13 protein-coding genes, 1 tRNA gene and 1 pseudogene are annotated in these 13,213 nt (G+C 44.7%); 8 read left to right on the forward strand and 7 right to left on the reverse strand.

Annotation, left to right across the window (positions count from 1 at the left end; translation table 11 throughout):
• Positions 1-22 precede the first annotated feature (22 nt).
• The 5 genes from SPIRS_RS15320 to SPIRS_RS15340 all read right to left on the reverse strand — a co-directional run bounded on the left by SPIRS_RS15320 (position 23) and on the right by SPIRS_RS15340 (position 6,112).
• Entirely contained in the window at positions 23-1,291 is a 1,269-nt protein-coding gene (locus tag SPIRS_RS15320) for an anaerobic sulfatase maturase (RefSeq protein ID WP_013255595.1), read from the reverse strand.
• A gap of 182 nt (positions 1,292-1,473) precedes the next feature.
• On the reverse strand, positions 1,474-2,991 hold the full coding sequence (locus SPIRS_RS15325; RefSeq protein WP_013255596.1) for a sulfatase: 1,518 nt from the start codon (positions 2,989-2,991) through the stop codon (positions 1,474-1,476).
• Positions 2,992-3,018: 27 nt separating this feature from the next.
• Positions 3,019-4,512, reverse strand: a complete 1,494-nt coding sequence (locus SPIRS_RS15330; RefSeq protein ID WP_013255597.1) for a tripartite tricarboxylate transporter permease — start codon at positions 4,510-4,512, stop codon at positions 3,019-3,021.
• Positions 4,513-4,521: 9 nt separating this feature from the next.
• Positions 4,522-5,025 carry a tripartite tricarboxylate transporter TctB family protein gene (locus tag SPIRS_RS21845; RefSeq protein ID WP_013255598.1) on the reverse strand — a complete coding sequence of 168 codons (504 nt, stop codon included), beginning with the start codon at positions 5,023-5,025 and terminating at the stop codon, positions 4,522-4,524.
• A 73-nt stretch (positions 5,026-5,098) separates the two neighbouring features.
• Complete coding sequence (locus tag SPIRS_RS15340) at positions 5,099-6,112, reverse strand: tripartite tricarboxylate transporter substrate binding protein (RefSeq protein ID WP_013255599.1); 1,014 nt, start codon at positions 6,110-6,112, stop codon at positions 5,099-5,101.
• 183 nt (positions 6,113-6,295) lie between these two features.
• Here SPIRS_RS15340 and SPIRS_RS22905 point away from each other — a divergent pair.
• The 3 genes and pseudogenes from SPIRS_RS22905 to SPIRS_RS22205 form a co-directional block, all read left to right on the forward strand.
• Positions 6,296-6,451, forward strand: a pseudogene (locus SPIRS_RS22905) (helix-turn-helix domain-containing protein); the annotation flags it as partial.
• A 39-nt stretch (positions 6,452-6,490) separates the two neighbouring features.
• Positions 6,491-7,183, forward strand: a complete 693-nt coding sequence (locus SPIRS_RS15345) for a substrate-binding domain-containing protein (protein WP_041866111.1) — start codon at positions 6,491-6,493, stop codon at positions 7,181-7,183.
• A gap of 35 nt (positions 7,184-7,218) precedes the next feature.
• Complete coding sequence (locus SPIRS_RS22205) at positions 7,219-8,475, forward strand: putative ABC transporter permease (protein WP_013255601.1); 1,257 nt, start codon at positions 7,219-7,221, stop codon at positions 8,473-8,475.
• Positions 8,476-8,513: 38 nt separating this feature from the next.
• Here SPIRS_RS22205 and SPIRS_RS15355 read toward each other — a convergent pair.
• A tRNA-Arg gene (locus SPIRS_RS15355) sits at positions 8,514-8,587 on the reverse strand.
• A gap of 54 nt (positions 8,588-8,641) precedes the next feature.
• Here SPIRS_RS15355 and SPIRS_RS22770 point away from each other — a divergent pair.
• Both SPIRS_RS22770 and SPIRS_RS15360 read left to right on the forward strand, forming a co-directional pair.
• On the forward strand, positions 8,642-8,770 hold the full coding sequence (locus SPIRS_RS22770) for a hypothetical protein (RefSeq protein ID WP_281046751.1): 129 nt from the start codon (positions 8,642-8,644) through the stop codon (positions 8,768-8,770).
• On the forward strand, positions 8,767-9,324 hold the full coding sequence (locus SPIRS_RS15360; protein WP_013255602.1) for a rhomboid family intramembrane serine protease: 558 nt from the start codon (positions 8,767-8,769) through the stop codon (positions 9,322-9,324). The genes SPIRS_RS22770 and SPIRS_RS15360 overlap by 4 nt, the downstream gene beginning before the upstream one ends.
• Before the next feature lie 27 nt (positions 9,325-9,351).
• Here the strand turns inward: SPIRS_RS15360 and SPIRS_RS15365 are convergent, their stop codons facing one another.
• On the reverse strand, positions 9,352-10,917 hold the full coding sequence (locus SPIRS_RS15365; protein ID WP_013255603.1) for a LuxR C-terminal-related transcriptional regulator: 1,566 nt from the start codon (positions 10,915-10,917) through the stop codon (positions 9,352-9,354).
• A 122-nt stretch (positions 10,918-11,039) separates the two neighbouring features.
• Between SPIRS_RS15365 and SPIRS_RS22525 the strand changes: the two genes are divergently transcribed.
• Genes SPIRS_RS22525 through prmC form a run of 3 tightly spaced genes read left to right on the forward strand, consistent with a single transcriptional unit; the run spans position 11,040 to position 13,207 of the window.
• A complete protein-coding gene (locus SPIRS_RS22525) occupies positions 11,040-11,207 on the forward strand; it encodes a hypothetical protein (RefSeq protein ID WP_013255604.1) in 168 nt (55 codons plus the stop codon).
• A gap of 3 nt (positions 11,208-11,210) precedes the next feature.
• A complete protein-coding gene (gene prfA, locus SPIRS_RS15370; RefSeq protein WP_013255605.1) occupies positions 11,211-12,278 on the forward strand; it encodes a peptide chain release factor 1 in 1,068 nt (355 codons plus the stop codon).
• Positions 12,278-13,207: a peptide chain release factor N(5)-glutamine methyltransferase gene (gene prmC, locus SPIRS_RS15375; protein WP_013255606.1), complete on the forward strand. Its 930-nt coding sequence runs from the start codon at positions 12,278-12,280 to the stop codon at positions 13,205-13,207. The genes prfA and prmC overlap by 1 nt, the downstream gene beginning before the upstream one ends.
• The last annotated feature ends 6 nt before the right edge of the window (positions 13,208-13,213 follow it).

Here is a 13,213-nt window from a genome sequence, read left to right on the forward strand (position 1 = left end):
AAAAATTTTCCAGGTAGCAAAGCTACCTCTGACCATGACAATGTTTAAATTTTTTACCGCTCAGACATGGACATGGGTCGTTACGGCCAATCTTGCTTAATAATGACGGCGGCAAACAAAAATAATCTTTATATGTAGACGCAGGCCTGTGATGTTTTAAGGCTGCCGCCATTGCTGAGAAGACCGGAACGGTTGTTTCATAAAAATACTTGTATCCCTCACAAAGCCAGTTCAATTTCCCTTTTCGTCCGGCAATAAGTCTATCTTTGGGACAGCCTCCATAGCACAGGGAAAGATACGGACACACAAGACATTCCTCCGGGAGTAGGTCAAATTTATTTTTCCCAAACCTCTGTTGTTTTTCACCCTCAACTATTTCAGCCAACGAACCGGAGATGTTCCCCAGATAGGTATCTGGCGACACAAAATGATCACAACTGTATATATTCCCATTATGTTCAATGGCTAAAGCTTTCCCACAATATTTGCTATGCACACACAGAGATGCCGGTTCCCCGATGTAGAGTCCCAAAATTAGATCGAAATGCTGGACATATATGTTCCCGATGTCTTCTTTAATCCAATCCTGAAATACAGCAACAAGAAATGTTCCCCAGTCCTCCGGCGAGACAGTGCGTTTTGAGACCAGTTTTTTCGTCTGTCCGTTATCAGGCTCGACAATAGGTATAAACTGAAGAAATGTAGAGCCGACGTCCTTAAGAAAGCGATAAACCTCAAACGGATGCTTTGAATTGTCGTTTTGTACAACAGTAAGGGTATTGAAATCTACATTGTTTTTTTTCAGATTTTCCAGACCGGCCATTACCCGGCTGAAACTTCCTTTCCCTTCCCGGTCAAGCCTGTATTTATTATGAAGGTATTCCGGACCATCTATGCTGATCCCTACAAGAAAATCTTCTTCCTTCAGAAATTTTGCAAATTCATCGGTAATTAACGTACCATTTGTCTGAAGACCATTTTTTACCGTAAGGCCTCTTACATTATATTTCTTTTGAAGTTTTACAACATTTCTGAAAAAATCAACTCCCAGAAGGGTAGGCTCTCCTCCCTGCCATCCGAACGTTACCTCTTTTTCACCTTCCGGCTGAGCTTCTATATACTGGCGTATAAAGCTTTCCAGTATTTCAGGTTTCATGGCAAAATCTGAACGATTTTCGTGAGGGAAAAGTGTTTCTTTTTTCAAATAAAAACAGTACGAACAATATAAATTACAAATCGGGCCAAAAGGCTTTGCCAATATATTGAAAGGATAATTGACCTTTTTGTTCATCCCATGACACCTCTATAGGTAAGGCTCAGCATTCCGCACTGATACGGATACCGGCCGATAAGAAAACCGGCCTGTCCAAACTCTTTTTATTCTCACGCCTTAGGAACCCGTCAGACCGCAGAGATCACCATTGACGGGTCCGAAAAGCTGGGAATACAAACCTCAATAAAAAACTCGGAGGGCTATAAGGCAAAACGTTCGATCATTTCCGGAGGAGCATCGTGATATTCCATAATGCTGCGAAAACGGTGCTGCAGCAGCTGTTCAACCTGGGGGTTCCTAATGGCATTCTGTTCATTCGGATCATTGAGTAAATCAAAAAGCCGCGTTTCCGAATCCTGAAACCTCTGTTCGTCGTGATTGGGAACACGTTTGGAATCGTCTCTTCCTTTTATCTTCATAATGGGCATACCTTTTGTAAAATCAAACCCCTTATGGAGCGTGGTATCTTTCATCTCTTCTATAGAAAACTGACCTCGCATGTGGCAGGGATGATGTCTGTATTCATAGAGGTTTGTGCTGTCCAAATATTTCGGACAGAGGTGATAAGCATATCGTCCGTTCGTGATTAATGCGGTTCCGCCGAAAACACCACAGCAGACAACTCTTTCAGCCGAACTGTCTTCTTTCATTACAGGGACTAAAGAACGCCCTTGAACTTCCGAAGGGATATTGCATCCGTACCAATCCAGGACTGTCGGCATAAGGTCAATCGTGGAGGTTGTATAGTTTCTACGCTGACCGGCCATTTCTTTAAAATCCGGATGATACATCATCAACGGAAGATGCGATACCTCCTGGTAATTCGGCATAACAACCTTAGCCCACCAATCATGCTCGGAAAGCAAAAAACCATGATCCGTGGTCATAATCAGAGCCGTATCTTCCCACATGTTTTCTTTGTCCATGTAATCCAGAAGTCTGCCCAGCTGGTCATCACAAAAAGAAACAAGAGCCATATACGTTCTTCGGATATAATCTATCTCTTCAGGGCTCTCAACAGGCCTTGCGTAGTTTGGCCAGTTCAGTATGGCATTCCGATCCAGATCATAGCGATCGATATACTCCTGAGGAATATCAAAAGGTTCATGCGGATCAAAGCATTCCAGATGCAGAAACCAGTTATCGGCATTCCTGTTTATATCAAGAAAGCGCAAAGCGGAATCAAAACACCGGGTCATGGGAAAGTCAGATTTTTCTTTCATCCTGTATAGTTTGTTTTTGGCAAACTGCAGTTTATGGCTACTTCGTGCTCCCTTCTGAAAATCATAATGCCGGCGATCGTATTTTCCCTGTAATTCTTCCATATCGGGATTAACAACCGGTATCCAGGGATCATATTCCTGTCCCCGGTGAAATTCCCAGGTATTGAAGTTGGTGCAGTAGTTGGTTCCTCCATCTTCAAAATAATGGGCATGGTCGGTGGCGATGTGGCTATATACCCCTTTTTCTTCCCGAAGGATACGGGGCAGCGAGTTATCATAGGGTTCCATCGGTCCCCAGGAACTATGGAAAAAATTATATCGTCCGGTTTGCATATCCCTTCGGGCAGGAATACACGGCATACTCCCGGCATAATGGTTTGAAAATAGAATAGATTTTTGCTGCAGGCGATCGAAATTCGGCGTCGGCATTGAACTTCCATAGGCCCCGAGGGCCTTCCTGTTGAGAGAATCGAAGAGCAGGAATATTGTTTTCATTTCAATCATTCTCCTAAATAATTATCTTCAATTTTTTGACCGGCCCAAAAGTTGTTTAACCGGAACAATTGTTATGAAAAGCAGTATAAAATTAGCAATAAGGATTCCCAACGTAATCGGACGTGTAAAGAAAATCGAAGCGTGATCTCCCGACATAATGAGTGAACGGCGAAAATTTTCTTCCATAATAGGTCCAAGTACTTTAGCTATAACAAAAGGAGCCAAAGGGTAATTAAATTTTTGAATAATAAAAGCAAGGATTCCAAAAATAAGGGTTATCCAGAGATCATTAATGGAAGTCTCCATTCCATAAGATCCGACAGCGCAAAGTATCAGGATCACGGGAATAAGATATTTCTTTTTAACATTCAGAAACATGACAAAAAGTGGAAGGAATAATAGTCCTAAAATAAGAAGAAATACGTTGGAACTGATATACGCAAGAAAGATTCCTCCTATCAAATCCTGATTTTGAATAAAGAGACGCGGTCCCGGAATATATCCTAACAACATAAGGGCCGCTAAGAGCATGGCAGAACAGGGATCTCCCGGAAGAGCCATGGTCAGAGAAGGGATGAGGGTTCCTCCGCAGCAGGCATTATTGGCCGATTCGGTAGCTATGACGCCATCAGGAATTCCCGTTCCGTATTTTTCCGGGTGTTTGGAACTGTTTTTTGCCACAGCATACGATAGGAAACTGGCGATCACCGAACCGGCACCGGGAAGGGCGCCTATAAAGGTACCAATAGTACTTGACCGAAAAAGATTGAATCTTTGTTTGAAATTTTCCGTTATCGCACTAATCGGCGGAAAGAATACTTTTAAATGCGGACTGGTATCAAAATCTCCACGTTCTACCTGAAGGAACATTTCACTGATGGCAAACAACCCGATTACCATGGCAACAATTCCAATACCTCCGGAGAGAGCCACTGTACCGAAGGTAAAACGGAAGTTGCTCATAAAAGGATCCATTCCTACGGTGGCCAGAAGTAATCCGAGACATCCTGTCATCAGTCCTTTTATTGTTGAACCTTTGGAGACAACAGCAATACAGAGAACACCGGTAAGAGCCAGTGCAAAATATTCAGGAGGAGAAAATTTAAGAGCAACTTTAGCAAGTAGCGGAGAGAAAAAGATCAGATAGATTCCACCGATAATCCCTCCAAAAGCCGAGGTGGTTATAGCCAGGCTGACAGCAAAAGGGGCTTTTCCTTTTTGAGCCAAGGGATACCCATCAAGAAGTGTTGCTGCGGCAATAGGAGTACCAGGAATTTTGAGAAGAATAGCCGATATAGCACCACCAGCCGTGCCGCCGACGAATATTCCGAGGAGTAATCCCATACCGGTAAAAGGATTCAGATTCATGGCCATGGGCGTCAACAGGGTAAGGCCCAAAAGAGGTCCCAAGCCAGGCAGAATACCGATCAAGATACCAATGAAGACACCTACTGCGGTAAAAAAAAGATTAGCAAAACTGAAATAAGCAGGAATTCCGGCATGTAACAATTCTAAAAACATAAAGAATCCTTAAAAGTAAAGGCCGAACTTGCCTACGGGCAATACAACCTTGAGCAATATCGCGAACGCGTACCAGATAAAAACAGTAGTTCCGATAGATAAAAGGATGAGAGGTATGGTTTTCCGGACTCCCAATATGAAAAAAAAGACAAGCAGGGCAAGCGGCGTACTCACATAATACCCCAGGATGCTCAGGGCAATAACATATGCCACAAAGCATACAAACATAAGCGCAAGACGCTTTCGTCCCTCAGATTCAAAGATCGGAACAGCTTTTTCATCAGAGGGACTATTACTGGCCTGAATAAAAATTCGTACAGTATTAATTCCTATCAGGAATAACAGCAGGAAAGAAATCATCCGGGGAAAAAGAGCTGCATTTTGTTCCCCTCCTCCGGTGTTCATCCCCAGATCAACAAATTTCGTGTACGTTTCGAATAGAGCAATCAGGGGTACAAGAGAAAAACACCAGCTGATAATCAGTTCCTGCTTCTGTTTTTGTGATATTTTCATAATCTCTCCTGATGTTTATCTGTTTTATGTTATACGGGAAAGTGTATTCCTATCCCGTATAACGAAATACCTGTTACTTATTATATTTTTTGATTTCTGCTTTTTCCCATTCGATAGCCGCCAAGGCAGACTTCAGCTGTTCTGTCATGAGAGTACATTCTTTAATATAATTTTCAGGATTGTAAACATCTGTGGGCATGGGAAGATATCCCATATCGGAAACCTGCTTCTGAATCTTCGGATCATCAAGAGCCTTTTTAAGAGCCGCTCTTAGTACTTCCGCGACATCATCGGGGGTTTCCTTACGGACAAGCCACCAGGTCCACCCGGTAGCGGCCAGCCCATCCAAACCGATGGAGTAGCCAAAATCCTTTACCAGCGGCATACCCGGGAATGCAGGCTGGGGAAGATCACTGAGGACAGCCAGGATTCGAACCTCGTCTTTATAGGTGTTGTACCCTCCCGAGTTCATAACATTAAAATCAAGTTCGCCGGCCAGCAGTTCCTTAATTCCTTCGTTGGAATCATTATAGGGAACATGCCTCGTTACAGCTCCGGTGCTCTTAAGAAGTGACGCCGAAGACATATGGGGAAGAGAAATATCGGCTCCTGAGCTGTAGCTGAGAACACCGGGATTCGCTTTCGCATACTCAATAAGAGCAGTAAGATCGGGGAACCTGTCGTCGTCCTTGCATACAACGATGGTAAAGGCATTGGAAACAACACCGTAGAGGGGTTTAAAATCTTCAAATGTATAATCAGTTTTTCCAAAAAGAGGAGAAAGTATTAAGGGAGCCACATAACCATCAAAAATTGTATATCCGTCCGCCGGTTTGGACATCACCGTCATGGCCGCTTTGACACCGCTGGCTCCTGTTGTTGATGTTACGCTCACATTTACGCCAAGATTTTCCCCCATGGCATTCGCTACAACCTGTGAAGCCGCATAGGTAGCTCCAGGTCCCCAGGGAAAGATATTCTGAATAGGACGATCTGGAAAGTTAGTCTCTCCCTGCCCGTTGGCAAAACCCGAAACAGCCAGACAAGAAATGAGAACCGCTACAATAGAGATCTTCTTTATACTCACTACACCGTCTCCTTTACATTGTGATGATAAATGTCAGGAAGTGTGCACGAATCTTGACATAGTTAATTAAACATCGGGTTTGTTATATTGTCTAATACAATATTTCTTGATAAATATAAGAAAATCTTATATCATGATCTATAAATACTATTTGATTGGGGAGTTATAATCTTACACAAATACCTGGAACATTTTAAAACGGTAGCGGAGACCTCTTCCATATTAAGGGCTTCGGAAGTCCTCCATATTTCTCAGCCAGCTCTTTCCAGAAGCATAAAGCTTCTGGAAGAGATTCTGGATACACCTCTTTTTATAAGAAAAAATAAAGGGGTGGAAATTACTGAATACGGGAATATCCTTTACAAACAAGTTTGTTCCATGGGTAATGAATTTAATTATGCCTTACAGGAAATAGACTATCTTAAGAATCAAAACATCAGAAAACTAACAATCGGTTCCGGCCTGGTCTGGCAGTACAGTATATTCCCCAACGTAATTCAGCAGTTTACCACTCAGTTCCCCGATACACAAATACGGATAATAACTGGTTTCTCCGATACGTTGTATGAACAATTCCTCAAAGGTCAGTTCGATATAATTTTCTGCGATCTTGGCTCACTAAAGCCAATGACCGGTATTGTATTCGAACACCTGATGAATACGTGTTTCTCTTTTTTTGCGGTATGGAGCCATCCGATTTTTTCAAGAGAAAACATTACAGAACAGGATTTACTGGATTATGATATCGCTATCTTCTCTCATAGTAACATTCTATCAACACAGAATGATATATCAGACAGGCATCAGATCGACGTCAGGCTTCAGAGAAATATTAAGTATATAAGCAGTTCCATGATCAATCTTCTGGAAGTTGTCGGTTCTTCCCGATACCTGACACCCATACCGCCGTCGCTGCAACATATCGCTGAACAATTCGGATTAAAGGAAATAAATCCCAAGCTAAGAAGAGATGCCTTCCCCAGCGGAATGGTGTATCGAAAAGCAGCTCTGAAAAAACCGCATGTCAAATCGTACATTGATGCAGTAAGAGCTTCAATAAAAACATCATAAGCATATTGAGATGAAGCTGTATTGACTTTGAGAGGATGGATATATATCTTCCGGAGATAGGTAATGGTATCTTAATGATGCAATGGTTCTCTAATAATATTGATATATGCTTGTCCTTTATTATGTATTCATTCCTGGGATGGGTTATTGAATCAGCCTACAAAACGTTCAGGGAGCATAAAGGATTTATAAATTCCGGTTTTCTCAACAATCCGCTGATACCAATATATGGCATTGGTGCTGTTATTATCATTTTAATCGATGCAAAAGTGGGAAATATCCCATTTCCGATAAAAGTCATACTATTTACGATTGTTTGCACAATATTAGAATATATTACAGGTTTTCTTATCGAAAAAATATTTCGCATAAAACTCTGGAATTATGCCAACAGGACGCTAAATCTTCACGGAAGGATCTGCCTACTCAATACATTCTATTGGAGTTTGTTAATTACGGTATTCCTGCTTTATATTCGGCCGATGGTTGAAGCACATCTATTGACATCGCTTTCTTTCATACAGAAGTTTTATATAACTGTCATACTATATGGAGTAATCGTAACAGATTTTATTATTAGTACCTTGGAATTGAAGAGCACTACCCGTATCATAAACAATATAGTGACAAACATGAAAACGTTTAATGAAATTCTCGTGGCCTCTTTTTCCAAGAAAATGAAAACACGATTTCTGAAAGTTTTCCCTAATCTTGGTACTATCTATAATGAACAGTTGAAAAATAATTTACTCTACACCCTAGAAAAGAAAATCGAACAAAATAATATCAGGAAAGCTATAGGGATTATCATCACCCCCCCTGAAGTACCTGAAGAAATGGATCAGCAGTATGTTTCCATCGTAAAAGATCTCATAGACGACGAGAACGTACTGAAGATGTCAAATTTTCCTCATCATGACAGTAGTACCCTCAAACATTGTCTGACGGTATCCCAGGTTTCCTATTATTTGGCAAAAGAATTTAATCTGGATGTGCAATCGACCTCACGTGGATCGTTATTGCACGATTTCTATCTTTATAATTGGCAAGACGGAGTAAAAAGAAACCATGCTATGAAGCATTCCAAGATTGCACTTGAGAATGCAAAAAAGTTGTTCAAACTCAATGGAATAGAAGAAGATATTATCGTCAAGCATATGTGGCCACTAACAAACAGGTTCTTCAGATATAAAGAAGCATTTCTTGTAAGCATGGTTGACAAACTTGTATCCGTAGTAGAAGTCAAGAATGCTCTCAAGAAGATCGTGAACAAAAAGATCAATAAAGTGTAATCTGAAAACTCTCTCTTTGGCAAGATAAGAATTTATTTTGAACGCGACGGGATTCGAACCCACGACTTCCACCTCCGGAGGGTGGCGCTCTATCCAGCTGAGCTACGCGTCCAGTGTGAAGATTACTATAGCGATATGAACGCCCCTCTGTCAAGGTGGTGAGGGTATGGGAAGTTTACGGTGCATCGAACTGGAGGGGAGAGCCGACCGGCAGAAACGCTGGAAACAGCGGCTTGTCTCACGTGGAGCAATTCTTGACAGCAATGGCCGGAGCAGGCTATCGTTAGTCACATGAAGATACGCTATAACGCACCGGTAACCCTCACCTTCGCCCTTATATCCGCGACAGTACTGCTTCTCGACCAGCTTTTTGGTCTCCATCTGATCTCCACCTTTTTCATCGTTCCGGGCAAGGGCGGGTTTGATCCCACTTTTGCCCCCGGCTATCTTCGTCTCGTTACTCATATTATCGGCCATGTGGGATGGCAGCATCTTTTGGGGAATTTTTCCATCATCCTTTTGATAGGTCCGATTCTCGAGGAGAAATACGGCTCTTCATCCCTGCTTGTCATGATTCTTCTCACTGCACTGATCACGGGACTTCTCAATGTGCTCTTTTTTCCGACGGCGCTGCTCGGTGCCAGCGGGGTGGCATTCATGATGATCCTGCTTGTCAGCTTTACGAATATTCGGAGTGGAGATGTGCCCCTCACCTTTATCTTGATCCTTCTCTTCTATCTTGCCAGAGAGGTCATGAACAGCTTACAGACCAATCAGATTTCGGAATTTGCTCATATTGTCGGCGGGTTCTGTGGAAGTCTTTTTGGTTTTCTGAAGCCGAGGCGTTAACTAGCCCGAAAGCCTCACGTTCCAAACTCATCCATCGACAACAGAAGAGTCTCCATTATAGAAAAGGAAAAAAAGCTCGGAACGGGTCGAAACGGTCGCTTTCTTAAAGATTCGGGAGATGTGCGTTTTTGTGGTACTCATCGAAATGAACAAGGTGTCGGAAATTTCCTTATTCGTTTTTCCCTGAAGCATGAGAAGGGCTATCTCCTGTTCCCGACCCGATAGGCCCAATTCCCTGCTCTGCTTCTGAAGTGAAAGGTTCCCTCCCATCTCTTTGTTCGATATCTTCCGCCTTGTTACGTCGGGGTGCTTGAAAAAGTATGCAAGGCTTAAGAGGTTGATCAACATGAGAAGCAAAAGATAGGAAGCAACATTGACAGGAAGGGAGTTGAGTCTGATATGAATGTTGTAATACTCCAAAAAGGAAAGAGGAAGATAGGTTCCCATCGAAATTCTGTCGTTGGAAAAATAGGCGCTGCTGAGCACCGACCCGAACAGAATCAGCATTGCGATAAGAAGGACCCGCGACCCCGGTCTTTTGGCAATGAGAGCCTGAAAGACAACGGCAAAGCCGACACTAAAAAGTAGAAATGCGTATATCTGGAACCAAGAATTAATAGGGGAGTAAAAGCGGGCTGGGCTAAGTGTCACAAACAAGAGAATTGCAGCATAGGGCACCAGCAGCAAAAAAACGCTTTTATGCGTCATTCCTCCGTAAAGTTCATATAAAAAAAGCAGCAGAAGCACTGGAATTGAATAGCTGAGGTAATAACAGATCTTTTGATAAAGCTCCCAGGGGAAATCGGGAAGATACGTGAAGATAAGCACATTTGGTGTTCCCACCATGCCGTTGATACCGATAACCAAAAGCAAGGTGGCCAGCAGCCATATGGCGCGGTCTCTTCTGATGATCCAGAAAGCAAGTTGATAGACGCTCATGGTGAGAAAGACAGCGACAAAGGCCCAGTCGATGAAATAGGACCAGTAATCGACCTGCCACACGGTATCGGGATCGGCAAGGAGGATCGATTGGAAGGCGCCCCCCCGCCGATGATCGAAATTGGAGACCTGTAAGATTAATTCGGCATGATCCTCACGTGCATGAAACTCCACAACTTGGGGAAAATAACCGGGACGAGAGTTTTCTCTGGAGGTTCCGACAACACCGTTTTTCGCTAACAACGTTCTGTCAAGGTAGAGCATATAGGCGGTTCCCATGTAGGGCACCCGTAGACAATAGGCATGTCCGGGAATCAATCCATATATCGTAATCCTATATGAGGCATAGCCAAAGCGACTGTCGCTCCAGGTATGAGGAAGTACCGTATATTCTGCCTCCTTCCAATCATGAAACGTGAGTGCGTTTCTGGCGAACTCCCACTCACCTTCCAAAGCAAGGGCGAAATGGTCCTTTCCATGCAAATCAACCATTCCATTCACAACGGGGTGGCTGGAATGCCCCTTTGTGGGGATGAGATAGAGCAGAGCGAAAAAGGATAAGAAGAGCAATGAAAAAGAGGCAAAACGAAACGGGGTGGGCTCTTTCCACACTCCGGATTCGAGAAACTGTTTCAGACTAATTTTTTTTCCCATCGCCCTTCCTACAGCATCTCCTTTTATCCGCTATGTGTACAGAGTATCACCGGCTCCTTACAAAATCTATGCCCTTCTCCAAAGATTGCCCAACGGCCTTTTTTCTGATATGCTCATAGACTATGAAACTGCAGATAAATCCCCGAGGAAACGGCGCCTGCCCCATCTGTTTACACAATGGCCGCTGTCAACTTCAGATGGCCCTTCAGGAGGCCCTCCGGGAAAAAGAGAAAAACGAAGAGCTTGAATTGGTCATCTATACCTGCCCCCGTTTTAAGGAGAAATTTTAAGCGATGATCGACAAGTTAGAAAGCATTGCCTCACGTTTTACCGAGATTGAAGAACGCCTCGGTGAGCCGGATACCATGAAAGACATGCACCTCTACAAGGAGCTGAGTCAGGAGCATGCCGCATTAAAGGATACGGTTGAAGAGTTTGGCCACTATAAGGAATTACTCTCCGGTATCGAAGAAACGAAACAGCTTCTTGAATCGGAAAGCGACCATGAAATGAGGGAAATGGCCGAGGTTGAGCTTGAAGAGTTGAAAGATCATCTGGAAAAGAGTGAAAAGCGTCTGAAAACTCTTCTTGTTCCCAAGGATCCTCTGGACGGGAAAAACACCATCATTGAAATTCGTGCCGGAACCGGGGGTGATGAGGCTTCGCTCTTTGCCGCCGACCTGTATAGAATGTATTCTCGCTTCAGCGAGCAAAAGGGATGGAAGCTGGAAATGATGGAATCCAGCGATACCGAGGTCGGAGGGTTCAAAGAGGTCATCTTTTCTATTTCGGGAAAAGAGGTCTATGGCAACCTCCGCTACGAAAGCGGAGTCCATCGGGTCCAGCGGGTTCCTTCCACCGAAAGCCAGGGAAGGATTCATACCTCGGCGGTGACGGTGGCGGTGTTGCCCGAGGCTGAAAAGACCGATATCGATATCAGCCCGGAAGACCTGAAGATCGATGTCTTCCGTTCTTCCGGCCCCGGCGGACAGAGTGTGAATACCACCGACTCGGCGGTCAGGGTTACCCACATTCCTACGGGAGTGGTTGTCACCTGTCAGGATGAAAAGAGCCAGCTGAAAAATAAGGCAAAGGCGCTGCGGGTTCTCAGGGCACGTTTGTATGAGGCGGAAGAGATGAAGCAACGCAAGGAGCGGGACCAGGCAAGAAAGAGTCAAATCGGTTCGGGAGACCGTTCCGAGCGGATCAGAACCTATAACTTCCCCCAGAACAGGGTGACCGATCATAGGATCAACCTGACCCTGTACAAACTTGACCAGGTGATGGAAGGTGCGCTGAACGAGTTGATTGACGCGCTGAAGCTGAGTATCACCGAGGAGCTGCTGAAGCAGCACGCTTGATGGCCTTACAACAGCCACACCTCCAAAGCTACAGGGATGCCCTGGTCTGGGCATCCGGCCTGCTTGAAGCAGCGGGAGAAGAGCTTACCGATACCCCCGGATTGGATGCCTCCTTGCTTTTGGCTCATGCCGCAGGAATCGACAGGACAACGGTTTTCGTCAGGCTCCCGGATAGACTTTCGGAAAAAGAGGCCAATCGGTTTCGCACGCTTATTCACAAACGCCTTACGGGCACGCCGGTAAGCTATCTGACCGGCCGAAGAGAGTTCTGGGGCCTCGATTTTCTGGTAAACAACGCGGTTCTCATCCCCAGGCCGGACACGGAGACCCTGGTTGAAGCGGCTCTTGAGGCAATCGGGGCGGGGATGCAGGAGGCAGAACCGGGAAAGGGGATGCGCGGCGGCGGACTTCGTATCCTCGACCTTTGCTGTGGATCAGGCTGTATCGGCATAGCCCTTGCTTCCGAACTGCCGGAAGCCGAAGTCGTTTTATCCGATATCAGCAGCGCTGCCGTCGATACGGCCTTGAGAAATCGGCAACGACTGTTACCTGTCGATCAAGATATCGTGGTAATGCGTAGTGACCTGTTCGGGGGGCTTTTTGCAATGGCGCCTTTCGACCTTATCGTCACCAACCCACCCTACCTCACCGATGATGAGGCAGAGGCAATGGCCTCGGCCGGGTGGGAAGAACCGGACGGGGCCTTGAGAGGCGGAAAGGAAGGCCTTTCACTTATCAGAAAGATCATCCCCGCATCACGACACGTTCTCCGCTCCGAAGGATATCTTTTTATAGAATCGGCACCTTCACAAAGTGGCGAAATTTCCCGTATGCTTCAAGAAGAAGGGTTCCTGAAGGTATCGGTCAAAAAGGACCTTGCAGGAAGAGATCGGGTTACCGGAGGACAATGGGCGAAAAAGAGGGCATAGAAACAG

The organism is Sediminispirochaeta smaragdinae DSM 11293 (assembly GCF_000143985.1).
In the GTDB taxonomy this organism is placed as follows: Bacteria; Spirochaetota; Spirochaetia; order DSM-16054; family Sediminispirochaetaceae; genus Sediminispirochaeta; species Sediminispirochaeta smaragdinae.